At 72.4% G+C, this 21375-nt stretch carries 18 protein-coding genes; 1 reads left to right on the forward strand and 17 read right to left on the reverse strand.

What is annotated here, in order from left to right:
• Nucleotides 1–45 precede the first annotated feature (45 nt).
• The 4 genes from CF165_RS34350 to ggt all read right to left on the reverse strand — a co-directional run bounded on the left by CF165_RS34350 (nt 46) and on the right by ggt (nt 4891).
• Entirely contained in the window at nt 46–543 is a 498-nt protein-coding gene (locus CF165_RS34350) for a flavoprotein (RefSeq protein ID WP_093951749.1), read from the reverse strand.
• Nucleotides 540–1964, reverse strand: coding sequence for an RsmB/NOP family class I SAM-dependent RNA methyltransferase (locus CF165_RS34355; RefSeq protein WP_093951750.1), 1425 nt, complete (start codon nt 1962–1964; stop codon nt 540–542). Before CF165_RS34355 ends, CF165_RS34350 begins: the two co-directional genes overlap by 4 nt.
• Nucleotides 1961–2887 carry a methionyl-tRNA formyltransferase gene (gene fmt / locus CF165_RS34360; protein WP_093951751.1) on the reverse strand — a complete coding sequence of 309 codons (927 nt, stop codon included), beginning with the start codon at nt 2885–2887 and terminating at the stop codon, nt 1961–1963. The genes CF165_RS34355 and fmt overlap by 4 nt, the downstream gene beginning before the upstream one ends.
• 207 nt (nt 2888–3094) lie before the next feature.
• Nucleotides 3095–4891 carry a gamma-glutamyltransferase gene (gene ggt / locus CF165_RS34365; protein WP_093951752.1) on the reverse strand — a complete coding sequence of 599 codons (1797 nt, stop codon included), beginning with the start codon at nt 4889–4891 and terminating at the stop codon, nt 3095–3097.
• A 137-nt stretch (nt 4892–5028) separates the two neighbouring features.
• Here ggt and CF165_RS34370 point away from each other — a divergent pair, with 137 nt between their 5' ends.
• Complete coding sequence (locus CF165_RS34370; protein ID WP_093951753.1) at nt 5029–6381, forward strand: pyroglutamyl-peptidase I; 1353 nt, start codon at nt 5029–5031, stop codon at nt 6379–6381.
• Between the two features lie 205 nt (nt 6382–6586).
• On the opposite strand, the gene CF165_RS34375 is transcribed toward CF165_RS34370, so the two are convergent.
• The 13 genes from CF165_RS34375 to pyrR form a co-directional block, all read right to left on the reverse strand.
• The gene (locus CF165_RS34375; RefSeq protein WP_093951754.1) at nt 6587–8686 is read right to left on the reverse strand and encodes a primosomal protein N'; all 2100 of its coding nucleotides are present in this window, start codon (nt 8684–8686) and stop codon (nt 6587–6589) included.
• Nucleotides 8687–8776: 90 nt separating this feature from the next.
• Complete coding sequence (metK, locus tag CF165_RS34380) at nt 8777–9988, reverse strand: methionine adenosyltransferase (protein WP_167441648.1); 1212 nt, start codon at nt 9986–9988, stop codon at nt 8777–8779.
• 93 nt (nt 9989–10081) lie between these two features.
• Nucleotides 10082–11302, reverse strand: coding sequence for a bifunctional phosphopantothenoylcysteine decarboxylase/phosphopantothenate--cysteine ligase CoaBC (coaBC, locus tag CF165_RS34385; protein WP_167441642.1), 1221 nt, complete (start codon nt 11300–11302; stop codon nt 10082–10084).
• Entirely contained in the window at nt 11295–11564 is a 270-nt protein-coding gene (rpoZ, locus tag CF165_RS34390) for a DNA-directed RNA polymerase subunit omega (protein ID WP_005152353.1), read from the reverse strand. Before rpoZ ends, coaBC begins: the two co-directional genes overlap by 8 nt.
• Nucleotides 11561–12229: a guanylate kinase gene (gene gmk / locus CF165_RS34395; protein WP_093951756.1), complete on the reverse strand. Its 669-nt coding sequence runs from the start codon at nt 12227–12229 to the stop codon at nt 11561–11563. Before gmk ends, rpoZ begins: the two co-directional genes overlap by 4 nt.
• Nucleotides 12226–12543: an integration host factor, actinobacterial type gene (gene mihF, locus CF165_RS34400; RefSeq protein ID WP_003096398.1), complete on the reverse strand. Its 318-nt coding sequence runs from the start codon at nt 12541–12543 to the stop codon at nt 12226–12228. The genes gmk and mihF overlap by 4 nt, the downstream gene beginning before the upstream one ends.
• 107 nt (nt 12544–12650) lie before the next feature.
• Complete coding sequence (gene pyrF, locus CF165_RS34405) at nt 12651–13499, reverse strand: orotidine-5'-phosphate decarboxylase (RefSeq protein ID WP_093951757.1); 849 nt, start codon at nt 13497–13499, stop codon at nt 12651–12653.
• Entirely contained in the window at nt 13496–16825 is a 3330-nt protein-coding gene (carB, locus tag CF165_RS34410) for a carbamoyl-phosphate synthase large subunit (protein ID WP_093951758.1), read from the reverse strand. The genes pyrF and carB overlap by 4 nt, the downstream gene beginning before the upstream one ends.
• Complete coding sequence (gene carA, locus CF165_RS34415; protein ID WP_167441643.1) at nt 16825–17982, reverse strand: glutamine-hydrolyzing carbamoyl-phosphate synthase small subunit; 1158 nt, start codon at nt 17980–17982, stop codon at nt 16825–16827. The genes carB and carA overlap by 1 nt, the downstream gene beginning before the upstream one ends.
• Nucleotides 17943–18437, reverse strand: a complete 495-nt coding sequence (locus CF165_RS34420) for a PH-like domain-containing protein (RefSeq protein WP_093951760.1) — start codon at nt 18435–18437, stop codon at nt 17943–17945. The genes carA and CF165_RS34420 overlap by 40 nt, the downstream gene beginning before the upstream one ends.
• Nucleotides 18437–19723: a dihydroorotase gene (locus CF165_RS34425; RefSeq protein ID WP_093951761.1), complete on the reverse strand. Its 1287-nt coding sequence runs from the start codon at nt 19721–19723 to the stop codon at nt 18437–18439. The genes CF165_RS34420 and CF165_RS34425 overlap by 1 nt, the downstream gene beginning before the upstream one ends.
• On the reverse strand, nt 19720–20667 hold the full coding sequence (locus CF165_RS34430) for an aspartate carbamoyltransferase catalytic subunit (protein WP_093951762.1): 948 nt from the start codon (nt 20665–20667) through the stop codon (nt 19720–19722). The genes CF165_RS34425 and CF165_RS34430 overlap by 4 nt, the downstream gene beginning before the upstream one ends.
• Nucleotides 20664–21263 carry a bifunctional pyr operon transcriptional regulator/uracil phosphoribosyltransferase PyrR gene (pyrR, locus tag CF165_RS34435; protein ID WP_093951763.1) on the reverse strand — a complete coding sequence of 200 codons (600 nt, stop codon included), beginning with the start codon at nt 21261–21263 and terminating at the stop codon, nt 20664–20666. The genes CF165_RS34430 and pyrR overlap by 4 nt, the downstream gene beginning before the upstream one ends.
• Nucleotides 21264–21375: the final 112 nt, after the last annotated feature.

Raw genomic sequence — 21375 nt, forward strand, 5'->3', positions numbered from 1 at the left:
TGGCCGCCGGTAGCGTGGAAAACGGGGGGCGCCCCCGCGGCGTGCTCAAGGCAACAGGTCGAGGGCCTCGGTCCACGGCCGCCGGACGTCGAGCCGGTGCAGCGTCACCCCGGCGCCCGCGAGGGTGTCGAGATGGCGCTGCCACGCCGGGTGGTGCACCCGGGTGTCCTGGAGCTGGTAGGCCACCACCATCGTGATCCCGGGTGCGCCGAGCACGTCGCCGAGGACGGTCAGGGCCTGGTTGTCGGCGATGCCGAGGGCGAGCTTGGCGACCGAGTTCGCCGACGCCGGGGCGAAGAGGAACACGTCCGGGTCCGGATGCGGCCGCGGCTCCCCCGGCAGCCGGGAGACGCTGCGGACCGGCAGGTCGGTGCCCGCGGCGACCGCGTCGAGGCCGCCGGCCGCCTCGAGCCAGCGGTACGCGGCCGGCGTCAGCGTGATCGCCGTCCGCCAGCCGCGGGCCGCGGCGGGTGCGACCAGCTCGGCGGCGAACCGGACGTCCAGCCCGCCGCACGAGCCGGCGACCAGCCCGAGGTTCCTCACGGTTTGCGCAGCACGGCGCAGAACATCGCGTCCGTGCCGTGGCGGTGCGGCCACAGCTGGACGTACGGCCCGTCGCCGAGCTCCGGCACGCCCGGGAAGAACTCGCGGGCGTCCAGGACCTCGGCCTTGAGCCGCCGGGCTGTCTCCGCGAAGACGCCTTCGGTCTCGGCCAGGTGCGGCGAGCAGACGACGTAGGTGAGCGCGCCGCCGGGCCGCAGCAGGTCGTAGGCCGCGGTGATCAGCTCGCCCTGCAGCTTGGTGAGGTCCGCGACGTCGGACGGCTGACGGCGCCAGCGCGCCTCCGGCCGCCGCCGCAGCGCGCCGAGCCCGCTGCACGGCGCGTCGACGAGGATCCGGTCGTACCCCGGCTCCAGTCCGCTTTCGCGGCCGTCTCCGACGTGGACGGTCACGGGCAAGCCGTGCGTGGCCTTCTCGACGAGCTTCGCGCGGTGCGGCGCCTTCTCGACGGCGTCCACGGCCGCCCCGCTCAGCGCGGCGAGGGCACCGAGCAGCGCGGCCTTGCCGCCGGGGCCGGCGCACAGGTCGAGCCAGCGCTCGTCGGAGCCTTCGAGCGGCACCTTCGTCGCGGCGATCGCGCAGAGCTGGCTGCCCTCGTCCTGCACCGCGGCCAGCCGTTCGCGGACCGGTTCGACGTCGGCCGGATCGCCGGCACCGGCGGGCAGGCGCACGCCGTAGGGCGAATACGGCGCCGGGTCGCCGCCGGTGATCGCGGCGAGCTCGTCGGCGCTGATCTCGCCGGGGCGGGCGACGAGGTGCACCTCGGGGCGCGCGTCGTCGGCTTCCAGGGCGGCCTTGAGCCCGGCGCCCTTGTCACCCAGCGCTTCGGCGAACGACCGCGCGATCCAGCGCGGGTGCGCGGTCCGCAGCGCGTAGGCCCCGATCGGGTCGGTGGTCTCCTCCGGCGCCAGCTCGTCCAGCCACGCCGCTTCGTCCTTTTCGGACACCCTGCGCAGGATGGCGTTCGCGAAACCCGTGGCCCAGGAACCGGCTTCCGCGCGCACGAGGTCCACAGTGGACGTCACGGCGGCATGCTCGGGGATGCGCGTGCGCAGCAGCTGGTAGACGCCGAGGCGCAGCGCGTCGAGCACCGCGGGGTCGGTCTTGGACAGCGGACGCTCGGCGCACGACTCGATGATCGCGTCGAGCAGGCCCTGCGCCCGCGACGCGCCGTACGTCAGCTCGGTGGCCAGCGCCGCGTCCCGGCCGGTGATCCGCCGCTCGCGCAGCAGGTCCGGCAGGACCAGGTTGGCGTAGGCGTCCTTCGTCCGGACAGCCGCCAGGACGTCGTAGGCGGCCTGCCGGGCGGGGTCCACCTCCGGCGGGCGGCGCGGCCCTTCCTTGCGCGGTGCCGGGCGGCCTCGCTGGGGCCGTGACGGGCGTCGTTCCCTGTGGTCGTTCACCGGAGGCGCTCTCCTTGGTCAATCCTCGTACCGCGCGCCCAGTCGGTGGCCGCCATCCGTTTCTTGCCGGGTGCCTGGACTTCGCCGAGCCGCAGCGGCTTCGTCGCCGTCCCGACCAGCACCCGTTTGCGTTCGACCACGATCTCGCCCGGCGGCGGGCCGGGTTCGTCGAGCACCGTGACCGGGCCGAGCTTGAACCGCTCGCCACGGAACTCCGCCCAGGCGCCCGGCTCCGGGGTGACCGACCGGATCTGCCGGTCGACCGCCGAAGCGGGGTCGGCGAAGGACACCCGCGCGTCCTCGACCGTCACCTTCGGCGCGTAGCTGACCCCCTCGGCGGGCTGCTCCCGCGCGACCAGGCTGCCGTCGGCCAGACCGTCCATGGTGGACAGCAGCAGCTTGGCCCCGGACTCCGCGAGCCGCCCGAGCAGCACACCCGCGGTGTCGGTGGCCCCGATGGTCTCGGTGACGACACCGTAGACCGGGCCCGCGTCCAGCTCCTTGACGATCCGGAAGGTCGACGCACCGGTGATCTCGTCCCCGGCTCGGATGGCGGCCTGAACCGGGGCGGCGCCCCGCCACGCCGGCAGCAGCGAGAAGTGCAGGTTCACCCAGCCCAGCCGCGGAATGTCGAGAGCGGCCTGCGGCAGCAGCGCCCCGTAGGCGACGACCGGGCAGGCGTCCGGCGCGAGCTCGGTGAGCCGGGCGAGGAAAGCGGGGTCACCGGCCCGCGCGGGCGTGAGGACTTCGATGCCGTGGTCATCGGCGAGCGCGCCGACGGGCGACCGGACGACCCGCCGGCCGCGCCCGGCCTGCGCATCGGGCCGGGTGACGACGGCGACGACATCGTGCCGGCCGGAGTCGAGCAGGGCGCGCAGGGCGGGAACCGCCGGCTCGGGGGTACCGGCGAAGACGAGCTTCATCGGCCCACCCCCGGCGGGAGCAGGGTTTCAGGTGGCTGGAACATCGAGGCTGAGTCTAGAAGGCCCCGGTGTGCCGGGCGCGCCAGTGCCCCGATGTGCCGGCCCGCAGGTCAAGCCGGGGTCACGCCGGGTGAGGCCACGCCAGGTGATGACGCCGTGCCACGCCAGGCGGGGCCTCGCCAGGCGAGACCCCACCGCACGGCAGCGCTACCAGTTCGCGGGGTACACCACCTGGGCCGCCCCCTGACCACGCCGGACCGGTTCCGCCGCCGCCAGCCAGCGGCCGTCGCGCAGGTGCTCCACCCCCGTTGCCGCGCCGATCTCCGCGGGCGCCGTCGAGAAGCCCTGGCCGCGGGCCTTCAGCACCGCCGTCTCGGGCTGGTCGAGGAACGCCTGCTCCACCTGGGCCGCCGCCGAGTTGCGCTGGGATGCGCGCGGGGCCGCGATGGCGTCCTCCAGCGACAGGCCGCGGTCGATGCGGCCGGTCAGCACCTGCAGCACCGTCGTGATGATCGACGCGCCGCCCGGCGAGCCGGCGGCGAAGAACGGCCGTCCGTCCTTGAGCACGATCGTCGGCGCCATCGACGAGCGCGGCCGCTTGCCCGGGCCGGGCAGGTTCGGGTCGGGCACCCCCGGCGTCACCGGCGTGAACGAGAAGTCGGTCAGCTCGTTGTTGAGCAGGAACCCGCGGCCCGGCACGACGATGCCGCTGCCGCCCTCCTGCTCGATCGTCAGCGTGTAGGCGACGACGTTGCCCCACTTGTCGGCGACGGTGAGGTGCGTGGTGTTCTCGCCCTCGTACGGCGTCGGCGCGGCAGTGGCACCCGCGGCGCACGGCGTCGGATGCCGGGGGTCGGCCGGGGCGACCGGGCTGGTCGCGGCCTTGTCCTTCGAGATCAGGCACGCCCGCGTGTCGGCGAAGCGCTGGCTCAGCAGCTCCTTGGCCGGCACGTCGACGAAGGCCGGGTCGCCGATCCAGCGGTTGCGGTCGGCGAAGGCGAACCGCGTCGACTCCAGGAAGTACTGCAGGTAGTCGGCCTTGCTCGCGTGCTTCAGGTCGAAGTTCTCGAGGATGTTGAGCGCCTCGCCGACCGTGAGCCCACCGGACGACGGCGCCGGCATGCCGTAGACGTCGAGCCCGCGGTAGGTCGCGTGGGTTGGGCGGCGCTCGATCACGTCGTAGGCGGCGAGGTCGGCGGTGGTGAGCTTGCCGGGCCGCACGTTCAGTGGCGAAGCGGGATCCTTCGGCGGCTGCTGGACGGTCTTCGCGATGTCCGCGCCGATCGGGCCGTCGTAGAGCGCGCCGACGCCACGGCGTTCGAGCTGCGCGTACGTCTCGGCCAGGTCGGGGTTCTTGAAGACGGTCCCGGGCGCCGGTGGCGCGCCGTTCGGCAGGTACAGCGACCGCGTCGACGGGAACGCCGAGAACCGCGCGGCGTTGTTCGCGATCTGCGTCTGGAACGTCTGGTCGACGACGAACCCGGTGCGAGCCAGGTTCTCCGCGGGCTTCAGCGTCTTCGCCAGCGACCGGGTGCCCCACTTGCGCAGGGCTTCGGCCCACGTCGCGGGCGTGCCGGGCACACCGACGCTGAGGCCGCTGGTGACGGCGTCGTTGAACGGCAGCGGCTGGCCGTTCTCGACGAACAGGTTCGCGTCGGCGGTCTTCGGCGCGGTCTCGCGGCCGTCCAGGGTGTGCACTCGGTGGGTCTTCGCGTCGTAGTAGACGAAGAACCCGCCGCCGCCGACGCCGGCGGAGAACGGGTCGGTGACCCCGAGCGCGGCGGCGACCGCGACGGCCGCGTCGACGGCGTTCCCGCCGTCCCGCAGGACCTGGGTGCCGATCGCGGTGGCGTCGGCGTCGATGCTGGCCACGGCGCCACCGAAGCCGACGGCGACCGGCGACTTCGGCGTGGGGGTGGCGGCTGAAGCGGGTCCGGCCGCGACGGTCGTGACGAGCGCGGCCGTGGCGGCGATGACGAGGGTGCGACTCCGGTGCGCGGACATGCGGGCGAGTCTGCCCCTTGCCCTGGGCGGCTTCAAGTCGCCGACCGACTTATGCCCCCGACTTATGCCCCTAGGCGCGTGGCCGGCGAACCGGAAGACTCGGCGGCGGAGGTCGTCCACGACGTGGAGGGAAACCCGTGCGCTTTTCCGCCCTGCTCCCGTTGCTCGCCGCCGTGCCGGTGTTCGCCTTTCCCGGCGTCGCGACGGCCACGCCCCGCTGCTTCGACACGGCGGTTCCGCTGACCGTCGAGGAACAGCGGCTGACCGCGACGATGCCGTCCGGCGGACCCGCCGTCGGTCCCGAACTCGTCCGGCTGGCCGGGCTCGACCCCTTGGTCGCCGAGGTGAAGCACGATCTCTGCGCGGCACGTACCCCGAGGCGGGCCGAACACGTCGTCACGCGGGCCGGTGACCGGCTGTGGCGGACGGCCGTCGACCGCGCGCAGGGCCGCCGTCCCGATCTCGGCACGCTCGACCGCTTCGACGACCGGCCGCTGTACTGGGCCCGGCTGCAGCTCAGCAGCGCGATCCGGCAGTGGACACCGTCGTTCGGCGTGCCTGACCGGGCCGCCCTGCTCACGGCGTTCGACCACGGCTCGCGCGGCCTCGACGACATCCGCTTCCCGGCCGGGAAGACACGGCGGGTCATGGTGAGCGGGTTCGACCCGTTCCAGCTCGACGGCGCCGGCGTCCGGATCTCGAACCCGGCCGGGGCGTCGGCGCTGCAGCTCGACGGGCGGGTTCTCGACACGCCGTCCGGCCCGGCCGTGGTGCAAGCGGTGAGCTTCCCGGTCGTGTGGGGGTATTTCGACGAGGGCATCGTGGAAGCGGCGTACGGCTCGGCTCTGCGCGACCGCGCGCGCCGCCCGGACGTGCTGATGACGATCAGCCAGGGCCGCCCGGGCCGGTTCGACATCGAACGCTGGGCCGGCGCGTGGCGCGGCGGCTTCCCGGACAACAACAACGTCTCGGTGACCGGTGGCGTACCCCCGGCCGCGGGCTGGCCGCAGCCGGACGTCCAGTTCATCGAGACGACGCTGCCGTACTCGCGGATGCTGGCCGCGCCGGCCGGGGCGTACCCGGTGAACTTCAACGAGGCGTTCTGCGTGTGGCCGGACCCGGCGCACCCCGGCACAGGAACGGCGGTGTGCCGCTCGGACGCGCCGGCCCCGGGCGAGATCGCGGCTTCCGGCGGCGGCGGGAACTACCTCTCGAACGAGTCGATGTTCCGCAGCAACCGCGTCCGCCTCGGCCTGGGGCTGACGTCGGTGGCGGGCGGGCACCTGCACACGCCGGTGCTGGGCCAGCCCGCGGACCCGGCGGCGCTGACGGACGCGGACTTCGAGGCCCGCCGCCAAGCGATCGCGGCCCAGGTGATCACCCTGGCAACGGCCGCGGCGGCCGGCCCGGACGCCGGAACTCCGCACTGGGCAACGGAATCCCCGCGCGCGGCGGTGGAGTCCCTGCCGGGCACGGTCCTGACCCGCTGACCGCCGTGTCGCCCCTCCAATCACGAATGATGCCCCTTCAATCACGCGAGATGCGTCTCCGATCACAAGACTTCCGTCCTCGATCACGCGAATGCCGGGTCCGGACCGGAAACTGAGGTGCGGCAACGGGAATCACTCGTGATTGAGCGGGCATCACCTGTGATTGAAGGGGCATCACTCGTGATTGGGGGGACGACACAGGTGGCTAGATGAGGTCCAGGGGGTCGACCTGGATGCGGATCGGTTCCGTGGCCTTCTTCGCGTCGCGGCGGGCCGCCGCCGCGTGGATCGAGGCCGCCAGGGCCTTGCCTTCCGCTCGGGAGACGCGGACCAGTGCCCGCTCGCGCTCCGCGTTGCCGTCTTCGTCCAGCTCGCCCAAGGGCACCGGGCCCAGGACCTCCCCCGACTCCGGCAGGGGCAGGTCGTCGAGGAACCCCGCCACCGCGTCCGGGCTGCCCTCCACGCTCGCCATGCGCATCGCCGGCGGGAAGCCCAGCTCCCGCCTCTCCCCCAGTTCCTGGCCCGCGTGCCACGCCGGGTCCCAGCGGACCAGGGCCTGCACCACCGCCAGTCCCGCCTCGGCGCCGACGATCACGCGTCCGCCGGAGGTTGCCGGGCGGACCAGGGCCGCCGCCGCCATCCAGCGGCGCAGGGTCTCTTCGCCCGCGCGCAGGTCCTGTCGTCCCAGCAGGGCCCAGCCGTCGAGCAGCAGCGCCGCGCCGTAGCCGCCCTCCGCCACCGGTTCCGCGCCCGGGGTGCACACCACCAGCGCCGGTTTGCCCGGCACCGATTCCAGGACCTCCGCCGCTCCGGACGTGCGGACCGGGATGCCCGGGAACGCGCGGCCGAGCTCCTCCGCCGTCCGCTTCGCGCCGACGATCACCGCGCGCAGCCGGACCGAGCCGCACGCCGTGCAGCGGAACGCCGTTTCCGGGACGCCGCACCAGCGGCACGCCGGGGGTTTCGGCTGCCCGTCGATCGAGCCGCCGGGCAGGGCCAGCGGCCCCGCGCAACGGCGGCAGTGCGCCGGGGTGCGGCAGTTCCCGCAGGCCAAGCCGGGCACGTACCCGCGTCGCGGCACCTGGACCAGCGCCGGGAAGCCCGCCGCGAACGCCTGCCGCGCCGCTTCGAACGCCACCGCCGGCAGGCGCGCCACGCGGGCGGCCTCGTCGCGGGCGACGTCGAAGTCTTCGCCGACCGGCGTCACGCGCGGGGCGGCGGCTCGCAGCGTCACGCGGTCCGCGAGCACCGGCGCCGCCCAGCCCGACTCGACCAGAAGCTGGGCTTCCGCCGTCCGCGCGAACCCTCCGACCAGCAGTGATGCCTTCGCCGAGTGCGCGCGGTCCATCAGCACGTCCCGGACGTGCGGGTACGGCGCGTGCTGGTCGAGGTGCAGGTCGTCGCCGTCGTCCCAGACGACGAACAGGCCCGGGTCGTGGACCGGCGCGAACATCGCCGCCCGCGTCCCGACGACCACCCGCACCGCGCCGCGCAACACCGCCAGCCAGCGCCGGTAGCGTTCGGCGGGCCCGAGCCCGGCGATCAGCGCCACCACGGCGTCCTCGCCCACCAACGCCGCGCACGCCTCGTACACCCGGGTCAGGTCGCGGTGGTCCGGCACCACCAGCACCGCGCCGCGGCCCGAAGCCGCCACCGTGGCCGCGGCCTCGGCCAGCCGGCGCGGCCAGTCCTCGCCCGGGAGGGCCTGCCAGACGGCGTTGGCGGGCTTGCCCTCGGCGAGGGCCTCCAGGAACGCCGGGCCACGCTGGTACCGCGCCCACGCCGTGGTGTCCGGTGCGGAAGGAGCAGCCGCGGGCGGAAGCGGGGGCTCGCCCTCGGCCTTGGCGTGCCGCGGCGGGATCGCGAGGCGCAGGACGTCGGACAGCGTGCCGCCGTAGCGGTCGGCGACCGCCCGGCAGACCGCGTGCAGCGACGGCGGCAGCACCGGCTCGGGCGAGGTCACGCGGTCGAGGAACGCGAGCTTGCTGCCGTAGTCGCTGGTCTCGCCGCGCTCGATCAGGTAGCCGTCGACGAGTTGCCCGGCGAACCGGACGCGCACCCGGCAGCCGGGCACGGCCGTCTCGTGCAGTTTCTCCGGCACCAGGTAGTCGAAGGTGCGGTCGAGGTGGGCCAGCGGGATGTCGACGACGATCCGCGCGACCGGCCGCTCGGGCGCGGGCTGCTGGGCGCCCTTCGCCTTCTCCCCGGGCTTCGGCGTCTTCTTCCGGGCACGCGAGGGGGCCGCCTTCGGCGAAGACGGCTTCTCCGGGAGGTCCCAGAGGGCAGCGGGCTCGGAGCTACTCACCCCGTGATCTCTACCAGACACCCCCGACAGCCCGGACGCCAGGAAGGCCACCCTGGGGGAAGCCCGGGGTGGCCTTCACCGCATCGTGCATCAGGCGCCCGCGGCCGCCTTCAGCGCCTCGGCGCGGGCCGTGCTCTCCCAGGGGAGGTCCAGCTCCGGGCGGCCGAAGTGGCCGTAGGCTGCGGTGGGGGCGTAGATCGGGCGCAGCAGGTCGAGGTCGCGGATGATCGCGGCCGGCCGCAGGTCGAAGACCTCGGTGATGGCCTGCTGGATCTTCGCCGGGTCGACGTTCTCGGTGCCGAAGGTCTCGACGAACAGGCCGACCGGGGCCGCCTTGCCGATCGCGTACGCGACCTGCACCTCGACGCGGCCGGCGAGCCCCGCCGCCACGACGTTCTTCGCCACCCAGCGCATCGCGTACGCGGCGGAGCGGTCGACCTTGGACGGGTCCTTGCCGGAGAACGCGCCGCCGCCGTGGCGGGCCATGCCGCCGTAGGTGTCGACGATGATCTTGCGCCCGGTCAGCCCGGCGTCGCCCATCGGGCCGCCGATGACGAACCGGCCGGTCGGGTTGACCAGCAGGCGCGCGTTCGCGGTGTCGATGCCCAGGGCCGCGATCTCCGGGCCGACGACGTGTTCCTTGACGTCGACGCTCAGCATCTTCTCCAGGTCGATGCCGTCGGCGTGCTGCGAGGAGACCACGACGGTGTCGAGGCGGACCGGCTGGTCGCCGGCGTACTCGATGGTCACCTGGGTCTTGCCGTCCGGGCGCAGGTACGGCAGCACGCCGTCCTTCCGGACCGCGGTCAGGCGCTTCGACAGCCGGTGGGCCAGCGCGATCGGCAGCGGCATCAGCTCGGGGGTGTCCGAGCAGGCGTAGCCGAACATCAGGCCCTGGTCGCCGGCGCCCTGGCGGTTGATCTCGTCCTCGACCAAGGACCCTGTCTCGACGCGTGCCTCATACGCGGTGTCGACGCCCTGCGCGATGTCGGGCGACTGCGAGCCGATCGCGACGTTGACGCCGCAGGAGTTGCCGTCGAAGCCCTTGGCCGAGGAGTCGTAGCCGATCTTGAGGATGACGTCGCGGACGATCGTCGGGATGTCGGCGTACGCCTCCGTGGTCACCTCGCCGGCGACGTGCACCTGGCCGGTGGTGATCAGGGTTTCGACGGCCACGCGGCTGCGCGGGTCCTTCGAGAGCAGGCCGTCGAGGATCGAGTCGCTGATGGCGTCGCAGATCTTGTCGGGGTGCCCTTCGGTCACCGACTCCGAGGTGAACAATCTGCTGCTAGACGCGGTCACGGTGGCCGTCACTTCCTCACCTAGTCGTCGGATTCCCCGCAAGTTAGGGACCCCTTACCTGTGCAAGCGTACTGACTATCGCTTGAAAGGCGGTCAACGCTTCATGAACCTCACAACAGCGTCCCACAATGTGGACGCGAGCTCGGCCTTCGCGCCCAGCGGGATGGCGATTTCGGTTCCGTCGGAACCGAGCAGCCAGCCCGAATTGTCCTCCGTGCCGAACGCCTTGCCGTCGCCGACCGCGTTGACCACCAGCAGGTCGGCGCCCTTGCGCTTGAGCTTGACACGGGCGTGGTCGAGGACGCTCCCCTGCTCGTCCCCGGTCTCCGCGGCGAAGCCCACGACGACCTGGCCCGGCCGGCGGTTCCGCACCAGTTCGGCGAGGATGTCGGCGTTGCGGTCCAGGGTGATCACCGGGTCCGGCTGGTCGTCGGACTTCTTGATCTTGTGCTCGGCCCGGTTCGCCGGCCGGAAGTCGGCGACGGCGGCGGCCATCACGACGACGTCGGCGGCTTCGGACGCGGCGTGCACCGCCTGCCGCAGCTCCTCGGCGGTCGAGACGTGCCGCACGACAGCGCCGGCAGGGTCCGGCAGGGCGACCGTGTGCGCGGCGACCAGGGTGACGTCGGCGCCGCGCTGGGCGGCAACGCGGGCGAGCGCGTAGCCCTGCTTGCCGGACGAGCGGTTGCCCAGGTAGCGGACGGGGTCCAGCGGCTCGCGCGTGCCGCCCGCGGACACGACCACGCGGACACCCTCGAGGTCGCGCGGCAGGGCGTCCGGGCGGGCCAGCAGCAGCCGGGCGAGGTCGACGATCTCGGCCGGGTTCGCGAGGCGTCCCTTGCCGGTGTCGGCACCGGTCAGCCTGCCCGCGTCGGGCTCGGTGACGATCATGCCGCGCGAGCGCAGCAGGGCCACGTTGTCGCGGGTCGCCGGGTGCTCCCACATCTCCGTGTGCATCGCCGGGAAGAAGGCGACCGGGCACCGGGCGGTGAGCAGGGTGTTGGTCAGCAGGTCGTCGGCGAGGCCGTGGGCGGCCTTAGCGAGGAGGTTCGCCGTGGCCGGGACGACCAGGACGAGGTCGGCCTCCTTGCCGACGCGGACGTGCTGCACCTCGGGCACCTCGGTGAACACGCCCGTGTGCACCGGGTGCCCGGAGAGAGCTTCGAAGGTCGCCGCGCCGACGAAGTTCAGCGCGGCTTCGGTGGGGACCACGCGGACGTCATGACCGGACTCGGTCAGCCCGCGCAGCACCTCACAGGCCTTGTAGGCGGCGATGCCGCCGCCCACGCCCAGGACAACGCGGGGTTTACTCACCCTCGGTGTGCTCGAGCAGGCCGCCGTGGATCTCGCGCAGCGCGATCGAGAGCGGCTTCTCGCGCGGGCCCGGCTCGACGAGCGGGCCGACGTACTCGAGCAGGCCCTCGCCCAGCTGGGCGTAGTAGTCGTTGATCTGGCGGGCACGCTTGGCCGAGTAGATCACCAGCGCGTACTTCGAGCTGACCTTCTCGAGCAGGTCGTCGATCGGCGGGTTGGTGATGCCCTCGAGCTCTTCGTGCAGGGTCGCCTGAGTCGTCACTCGTGGTGCTCCGAATCGTGTGGATTACCGGCGGCAAGCTGCTCACCGGTAATCAAGTTTAGCAAGTGCTCGGCGGCCTCCCGCACGTCGGCGTTGACGACGCGGTGGTCGAACTCGCCGGCCGCGGCCAGCTCACGCTCCGCTTCGGCCAGCCGGGCCTTCACGGCGGCCTCGTTTTCGGTGCCGCGCCCGGTGAGCCTGCCCACCAGTTCGTCCCAGGACGGCGGCATCAGCATCACCAGCCGGGCCTCGGGCATCGCCGCGCGGACCTGGCGGGCGCCTTGCAGTTCGATCTCCAGGACGGCCGGGCGGCCCTCGGCGAGCGCCTTCTCGACGGGCTCGCGCGGGGTGCCGTAGCGGTTGCCCGCGAACTCGGCCCACTCCAGCAGCCTGCCGTCGGCGACCATGGCGTCGAACTCCGCCCGGTCGACGAAGTGGTAGTGCGCCCCGTCGACCTCGCCGGGGCGTGCCTTGCGCGTCGTGACCGAGACGCTGAACCAGACGTCGGGCTCCAGCTTCCGCAGCTCGCCCACCACGCTCGACTTCCCGACCCCCGAAGGCCCCGATACGACGGTGAGCCGGTGCCGGGGGAGGTCCCCCGCCACCGGCTCACTGCCGCGGTCGGTGCCCGGGTTCACCGGGTAGTCACGACCGGCGCCGTTCACTCGCCGCTGAACTCGGCCAGCAGCGCCTTGCGCTGCCGGTCGCCGAGGCCGCGAAGGCGACGGCTGGGGGCGATCTCCAGTCGTTCCATGGTCTGCTGCGCGCGGACCTTGCCGACGCCCGGTAGGGCCTCGAGCAGAGCCGAAACCTTCATCTTGCCGAGGACTTCGTTCTCCTCGGCCTGCTTCAGCACGTCGACCAGAGTGGTACCGCCCCGCTTCAGCCGCTCCTTCAGCTCAGCACGGATGCGGCGGGCGGCGGCGGCCTTCTCCAGCGCCGCAGCGCGCTGTTCCTCTGTCAGCTGGGGAAGTGCCACGTTTTCCTCCGGTAGTTCTCAAAACTGGGTGGGTGACGCGACGGTACCCACCCGTGAGCACCGGCCACAATGCGGGGGTGCCTGGTGGGGGCCCGTTCCGGCCCCTGCTATTGGCCGTTTTCCTGCGGGTCGGCCAGCACTTCGGCGACTCGTTCGACCGCTTGGCGCAAAGCCGGTTGCTCCGGACCGTGCTTCAGGATGTCCCGGGACGAGGCAGGCAGCACGCCCGGCAGGGACGCGCCGAACAGAGCCCGCAAATCGGCCACAGTGGCTCCCTGGGCCCCGAAACCGGGTGCCAGCACCGGACCGTTCAACCGCGAGAGATCGAGCTCCCCCGGCGGAACGGTGGCCCCGACGACGACACCCACATCGCCGAGCGGTTCCGCGCCTGCGTTGAGTGCCGCCGCGGAGTCGACGATCGCCTGCGCCACGGTGCGCCCGTCGGGCAGTTTCGCGTTCTGCACCTCGCCCGCTTCGGGGTTCGAAGTCCGGGCGAGCACGAAGATGCCGCGTCCCGCCGAGACGGCCGTGGCGGCGCACTGCTCCAGCGAGCCGAACCCGAGGTACGGCGAGACGGTGACGGCGTCGGCCGCGATCGCCGCGCCGTCGGCGACGTACGCGGCGGTGTAGGCCGCCATCGTGGAGCCGATGTCGCCGCGCTTGACGTCCAGCAGCACCAGCGCGCCGGCGTCGCGCGCGGTCTCGACCACCCGCTCCAGCACCCGGACCCCGGCCGCTCCGAAACTTTCGAAGAACGCCGACTGCGGCTTCACGATCGCCGTGTGCGCCGCCAGGACCTCCGTGGCGGACAGCGCGAACCGTTCCAGGCCCGAGACGTCCACCGGGAGCCCCCACGCCTCGACGAGGCCCGGGTGGGGGTCGATCCCGGCGCACAGCGGGCCCCGGGCCGCGACGGCTTTCGCCAGCCGCGCCCCGAACCGCTCCGGCGTGCTCACGACTTCGCCTTGAGGGCCGCCTGGAGCTCCTGCAGCGACTTGACGCCGATGTCGCCCCGGATGAGCGCTTCGATGCCGTGCACGGCCGCCGCGGCGCCCTGGACGGTCGTCACGCACGGGATGTCGCGCGACACCGCGGCGGTGCGGATTTCGTAGCCGTCGATGCGCGGACCGCTGTTCCCGTAGGGCGTGTTGATCACCATGTCGACATCGCCGTTCAGGATGACGTCCACGATGTTCGGCTCGGCTTCGGTCGAGCCCTCGTAGTGCTTCCGCACCACTGTGCACGGGATCCCGTTGCGCCGCAGCACTTCCGCGGTGCCGGACGTGGCGAGGATCTCGAACCCGAGGTCCGCCAGCCGCTTCACCGGGAACACCAGCGAGCGCTTGTCGCGGTTGGCCACCGAGACGAACACCCGGCCGGACGTCGGCAGCGAGCCGTACGCGCCGCTCTGGGACTTCGCGAACGCCTTGCCGAAGGAGACGTCGACGCCCATCACCTCGCCGGTGGACTTCATCTCCGGGCCCAGCAGGGAGTCCACGCCGTGACCTTCGGGCGTGCGGAAGCGGTGGAAGGGCAGCACGGCCTCCTTGACCGCCACCGGCGAGTCCGCGGGCATCTGCCCGCCGTCGCCGTCGGCCGGGAGGACCCCGCTCTCCCGCAGGTCCTTGATCGTCGAGCCGGTCATGATCAGCGCGGCGGCCTTGGCCAGCGGCACGGCCGTCGCCTTCGACACGAACGGGACCGTCCGCGACGCGCGCGGGTTGGCCTCCAGGACGTACAGGACGTCGTCCTTGAGCGCGTACTGGACGTTCAGCAGCCCGCGCACGCCGACGCCGCGCGCGATCGCCTCGGTGGAGCGGCGGACGGCCTGCAGGTCGGTGTGGCCGAGCGTGATCGGCGGCAGCGCGCACGAGGAGTCGCCGGAGTGGATGCCGGCCTCCTCGATGTGCTCCATGACGCCGCCGAGGTAGAGCTCCTCGCCGTCGAACAGCGCGTCGACGTCGATCTCGATGGCGTCGTCGAGGAACCGGTCGACCAGCACCGGGTGCTCCGGCGTGACCTCGGTGGCGCGGCGGATGTAGCCGGCCAGGGACTCCTCGTCGTAGACGATCTCCATGCCACGCCCGCCGAGCACGTACGACGGCCGGACGAGCACCGGGTAGCCGATCTCGTCGGCGATCCGCTTGGCGCCCTCGAACGACGTCGCCGTGCCGTAGCGCGGCGCGGGCAGGCCGGCTTGCGTGAGCACCTCGCCGAACGCGCCGCGGTCCTCGGCCAGGTGGATGGCCTCCGGCGGCGTCCCGACGACCGGGACACCGGCGTCGGCGAGCTTCTTCGCCAGGCCCAGCGGGGTCTGGCCGCCGAGCTGGACGATCACGCCGGCGACCGTGCCGGACGCCTGCTCGGCGTGCACGACCTCGAGGACGTCCTCGAAGGACAGCGGCTCGAAGTACAGCCGGTCGGACGTGTCGTAGTCGGTGGACACGGTTTCCGGGTTGCAGTTGACCATGACGGCCTCGAACCCGGCCTCCCGCAACGCGATCGCCGCGTGCACGCAGGAGTAGTCGAACTCGATGCCCTGGCCGATCCGGTTCGGGCCCGAGCCGAGGATGAGCACCTTCGGCTTGTCCGACTGGACGGCCACTTCGGACTGGGCGTCGGGGTCGGACTCGTAGGCCGAGTAGTGGTACGGCGTCTTGGCCGCGAACTCGGCCGCACAGGTGTCCACGGTCTTGAACACCGGCCGCACGCCGAGGCGGTGGCGCAGGGCGCGCACGCCGTCCTCGCCGGCCAGTTCCGGCCGCAGCGCGGCGATCTGGCGGTCGGACAGCCCCGTGCGCTTGGCGCGCCGCAGCAGGTCGCCGTCCAGGACCGGGGCGTCGCGGACTTCGGCGCCGACCTCGCCGACGAGGGCGATCTGGTCGATGAACCACGGGTCGATGCCACTCGCTTCGTGCACCTGCTCGACGGTGGCGCCGAGCCGCAGGGCACGCTCCACTTCGTACAGCCGGCCCTCGTGCGGCGTGCGCAGCGCGTCCAAAGTGGACTCCACCGTCGCGCCTTCCGGGTCGGGCAGCGTCCAGAACCCGGTCGCCTTGGTCTCGATCGACCGCATCACCTTGCCGAGCGCCTCGGGGAAGCTGCGGCCGAACGACATCGCCTCGCCGACGCTCTTCATCGTCGTGGTCAGCGTCGGGTCCGCGCCCGGGAACTTCTCGAAGGCGAACCGCGGCATCTTCACGACGACGTAGTCCAAAGTCGGCTCGAACGCCGCCGGCGTCTCGCCGGTGATGTCGTTCCGGATTTCGTCGAGCGTGTAGCCGATGGCGAGCTTCGCGGCGATCTTGGCGATCGGGAACCCGGTCGCCTTCGACGCCAGGGCACTGCTTCGCGACACGCGCGGGTTCATTTCGATGACGACCATCCGGCCGTCACGCGGGTTGATCGCGAACTGGATGTTGCAGCCGCCGGTGTCGACGCCGACCTCGCGCAGCACGGCGATGCCGACGTCCCGCATCACCTGGTACTCGCGGTCGGTGAGGGTCATCGTCGGCGCGACGGTGACCGAGTCGCCGGTGTGCACGCCCATCGCGTCGATGTTCTCGATCGAGCAGACGACCACGACGTTGTCGTGCTTGTCGCGCATCAGCTCGAGCTCGTACTCCTTCCAGCCGAGCACGCTCTCCTCGATGAGCACCTCGGTGACGGGAGACTCCGCGAGCCCGGTGGAGGCGAGCCGCTCGAGGTCCTCCGGCGTGTGCGCCATGCCGGAACCGAGCCCGCCCATGGTGAAGCTCGGCCGGATGACGACCGGCAGGCCGAGGTCTTTCACCGTCTCCCGGACTTCGTCCATGTCGTGGCAGACGCGGCTGCGCGGGACCTCGGCACCGATGGTGCGCACGATGTCCTTGAACTTCTGCCGGTCCTCACCGCGCTGGATGGCGTCGATGTCGGCGCCGATCAGCTCGACGCCGTACTTGTCGAGCACGCCACGCTCGTGCAGCGCGACGGCGCAGTTCAGCGCGGTCTGCCCGCCGAGCGTCGCCAGAAGAGCATCGACGGGCTGCCCGCGTTCACTCTCACTGGCGATGACCTTCTCGACGAAGTCCGGCGTCACCGGCTCGATGTAGGTGGCGTCGGCGAACTCGGGGTCGGTCATGATGGTGGCCGGGTTCGAGTTCACCAGGGACACGCGCAGGCCTTCGCTGCGCAGCACCCGGCAGGCCTGGGTACCGGAGTAGTCGAACTCCGCGGCCTGCCCGATCACGATCGGCCCGGAGCCGATCACCAGCACGTGCTGGATGTCCGTCCTCTTCGGCATCAGGCCTTCTTCTCCATGAGCGAAACGAAATCGTCGAACAGGGGCGCCGCGTCGTGCGGGCCGGCCGCGGCTTCGGGGTGGTACTGCACCGAGAACGCCGGGACGTCGAGCGCGCGCACGCCCTCGACCGTGTCGTCGTTGGGGCAGTAGTGGCTGATCTGCGCGGCACCGAACGGCGACTCGAAGCGCTGCCCCGGCTCGCCTTCGAGGGCGAAGCCGTGGTTCTGCGCCGTGATCGCGACCGACCGGGTCGCCACGTCGATCACCGGGATGTTGATGCCGCGGTGGCCGTAGCGCATCTTGTACGTGCCGAGGCCGAGTGCGCGGCCGAGGACCTGGTTGCCGAAGCAGATGCCGAACAGCGGGATCTCGCGGCCGAGGACCTGCTTGGTCAGCTCGGTCGCGTGCGTCGTGGTGGCCGGGTCGCCCGGGCCGTTCGAAAGGAACACCCCGTCCGGCTCGATCGCCAGCAGGTCGTCCAGCGACGAGGTCGACGGCAGCACGTGCACCTCGATGCCGCGCTTGACCATCTGCCGCGGGGTGTTGGACTTGATGCCCAGGTCCAGCGCGACGACGCGGAAGCGTGTCTCGCCCTCAGGCGACACGACGTACGGCTTCGGGGTCGAAACCTGGCCCGCCAGGTCGGCGCCCTCCATCTTCGGGCTGGCCAGCACCTCGGCCACCATGTCGTCGACCGTGCCGAGCGCGTCGCCGGAGAACACCCCGGCGCGCATCGCGCCGAGCTCGCGCAGGTGCCGCGTCAGCGAGCGGGTGTCGACCTCCGCGATGCCGACGATCCCCTGGCGCACCAGCTCGTCGTCGAGCGAGCGCTTCGAGCGCCAGTTGGACGGCGTGCGGGCGGGGTCGCGGACGACGTAGCCGTTGACCCAGATCTTCGAGGACTCGTCGTCCTCGTCGTTCCAGCCGGTGTTGCCGATCTGCGGCGCCGTCTGGACCACGATCTGGCCGTGGTAGGACGGGTCGGTCAGCGTCTCCTGGTAGCCGGTCATGCCGGTGCAGAACACCGCCTCGCCGAGGGTTCGCCCCTGCGCGCCGTAGGCAGCGCCGCGGAACACCCGGCCGTCTTCGAGTACCAGTGCGGCCTGAGCGCGCGCGTTCACTGGGCACCTCCCTTGATCTTGAGCTGTTCGATCCATTGTGGATAGTCGTCGAGGTCGTCGCCCCGGAAACCGGTGTCGAGCTCGGCGTCGCCGAGCCGCCAGGTGATGACGAGCAGCGCGTCGGTGCCCATCACCTTCCCGGCGATCTTCGTGTCACGCCGGACGCCGGTGACGGCCTCCCGCGGGATCCAGAAGTCGGGCGCTCCCCCGCGCTCGACGGCGACACCGCCGTCGTGCAGGCGCCAGACCGCGCCGGTGCGCAGCCCCGCGCCGCGGGTGACGATCCGGTCCTGCCAGTTCCCGGCGGTCGTGGTGGACAGGTAGACGCCGGTGGACTCCAGCAGCACCTCGCCCGGCTCCGCCGGGATCGACGGGAACGGCGGCACCTGGGCGCTCTGCGAACGGGACTTCCGCCGCCAGCCCACGTACATGCCCCAGAGGCAGAGCAGGAAGAAGGCGACGATCGCCAGCACCAGCCAGAGGCGTTCCATCAGCAGATCTTCCCGTCCCGCGCGGTGGTCCGCCCGCGCAGCAGCGTCGCGGTCACCACGCCGGGCAGCCGCATTCCCTCGTACGGGGTGTTCGCCGCGATGCTGGCCAGCTCCACGCCCCGGACCGTCCACTCGGCGTCCGGGTCGACCAGCGTCAGGTTCGCCGGCTCGCCGACGGCGATCGGACGGCCCTGGCCGGCCAGGTTGCCGATCTCGGCGGGCCGCTCGCTCATCACGCGGGCGACGCCGCGCCAGTCGAGCAGGCCGGTGCGGACCATCGTCTCGGTGACGATCGACAGCGCCGTCTGCAGCCCGAGCATGCCCGGCCGGGCCGCGGTCCACTCGGTGTCCTTGTCCTGGACCGCGTGCGGCGCGTGGTCGGTGGCGACGCAGTCGATGGTGCCGTCGGCCAGCGCGGCCCGCAGCTTCTCCGCGTCGGACTCCGTGCGCAGCGGCGGGTTCACCTTGTTGACCGGGTCGTAGGTGGCCAGGCGCTCGTCGGTGAGCAGCAGGTGGTGGGGCGTGACCTCGGCCGACACCTTCGTGCCGCGGTCCTTCGCCCAGCGCAGGACGTCCGCCGTGCCCGAAGTGGAGACGTGGCAGACGTGCAGCCGGGCGTTCGCGTGCAGCGCCAGCAGGCAGTCGCGGGCCACGATGGACTCTTCGGCGGCGGCGGGCCAGCCGGTGTAGCCGAGCCGGGCCGCGCGCTCGCCCTCGTGCGCCTGGGCGCCGACGGTCAGCCGCGGCTCTTCGGCGTGCTGCGCGATGACGACGTCCAGGGCGGTCGAGTACTCCAGCGCGCGGCGCATCAGCAGCGGGTCGGCGACGCAGAGGCCGTCGTCGGAGAACACCGTGACCCGCGCCTGCGAGTTCGCCATCGTGCCCAGTTCGGCGAGCTTCTCGCCCTTGAGCCCGACGGTGACCGCGCCGACCGGGTGGACGTCGACCAGGCCGGCCTCCTGCCCGCGCCGCCAGACGTGGTCGACGACCACGGCGTTGTCGGCGACCGGGTCGGTGTTGGCCATGGCGAAGACCGCGGTGTAGCCGCCGAGCGCCGCCGCGGCCGAGCCGGTGGCGATCGTCTCGGTGTCCTCGCGGCCGGGTTCGCGCAGGTGGGTGTGCAGGTCGACGAAGCCCGGCAGCAGCACCTGGCCGCCCGCGTCGATCACCTCGGCGTCTTCGGGGACCTCGACGGTGCCGATCGCGGTGATCACGCCGTCCTCGATCAGGACGTCGACCGGATCACCCTCGCCGTAGGGGCGGGCGCCCTGGATCACGGTGCTCACGCGGCGGCTCCTTCGCTGGCCAGGAGGTGGTAGAGGACCGCCATGCGGACGTGGACGCCGTTGCGGACCTGTTCGGTGATGGCCGAGGCCGGGGAGTCGGCGACCGCGCTCGCGATCTCCATCCCGCGCAGCATCGGGCCGGGGTGCAGGACGACCGCGTGGTCCGGCAGCAGCTTCAGCCGCCGTTCCGACAGGCCGTAGGCGATCGAGTACTCACGGGCACTGGGGAAAAAGCTCTGTCCTGGGCCCCCGCCAGCCATGCGCTCGGCCTGGACGCGCAACATCATCACCGCGTCGACCGCGGGCAGCTCGGCGTCGAGGTCGTGCGAAACGGTCACCGGAAGGCTCTCGACGCCGTAGGGCAGCAGCGTCGGCGGCGCGACCAGCACCACCTCCGCGCCCAGGGCCGAGAGCAGGTGGATGTTCGAGCGGGCGACCCGGCTGTGCAGGACATCCCCGACGATGGCGATCCGGCGGTCCTTGAGCGAGCCGAGGCGTTCCCGCAGCGTGGCCGCGTCGAGCAGGGCCTGCGTGGGGTGCTCGTGGGTGCCGTCGCCGGCGTTGACCACCGAGGTGCCGGGCTCGGCGAGCCACTCCGAGAGCCGCTGGGCGGCGCCGCTGGCGGGGTGCCGGACGATCACGCAGTCGGCGCCCGCGGCGGCCAGCGTGAGCGCGGTGTCCCGCAGCGACTCCCCCTTGTTGACCGAGGAGCTGGACGCGGACACGTTGATCACGTCGGCGCTCATCCACTTGCCGGCGATCTCGAACGACACCCGGGTCCGGGTCGAGTTCTCGTAGAACAGGGTGATCACCGTGCGGCCGCGCAGCGTCGGCAGCTTCTTGACCTCCCGGCCGAGCAGCGTGTGCTTGAGCTCGTCGGCGGTGTCGAGCACGGCCGTGGCGACCGCCGGGTCCAGGCCGTCGGTGGCGAGCAGGTGCTTCACGAGTCCTCTCCAGGAGCGTCTGACGATCGCAGCAGGACCGCGTCGCGGCCGTCGATCTCGGCCAGCAGGACGACGACGTCCTCGGCACGGGCGGTCGGCACGTTCTTGCCCACGTAGTCGGCGCGGATCGGCAGCTCGCGGTGACCGCGGTCGACCAGCACGGCCAGCTGCACCGCGCGGGGGCGGCCGTGATCACGGAGGGCATCGAGCGCGGCCCGGATCGTCCGGCCGGAGAAGAGCACGTCGTCGACCAGGATCACCACCCGGTCGTCGATGCCGTCGGCGGGCAGCTGCGTCTGTTCGAGCGCGCGCGGCGGACGGCGGCGGAGGTCGTCCCGGTAGAGGGTGACGTCGAGGGCGCCGGCCGGCGGGCGGACCCCGGAGAACTCGCCGATCTTGTCGGCCAGGCGGACAGCGAGCGGCGTGCCCCGGGACGGGATGCCGAGCAACACGGGCGGGGTAGTGCTCTCCGCACCGTTCGCGGTCTTTTCGATGACCTGATGGGCCATTCGGGCGATCGTGCGCGCGACATCGCCGGCCGACAGGAGCTCGCGCTCCCCGGCCGAACCAGCCGCGCCACGCGGACGTGACGACAAACCGGACTCCTTCCCCGCCTCACCGGACGGGTCCTTAAAGGACGTCTGTTCCCCTGCTGGTCGGGGCTTTCGCACCGACAGTAGCAGGGACTTTGCTCAGCCTTACGGGTGG

The sequence above is a fragment of the Amycolatopsis vastitatis genome (assembly GCF_002234595.1).
GTDB classification, from domain to species: domain Bacteria; phylum Actinomycetota; class Actinomycetes; order Mycobacteriales; family Pseudonocardiaceae; genus Amycolatopsis; species Amycolatopsis vastitatis.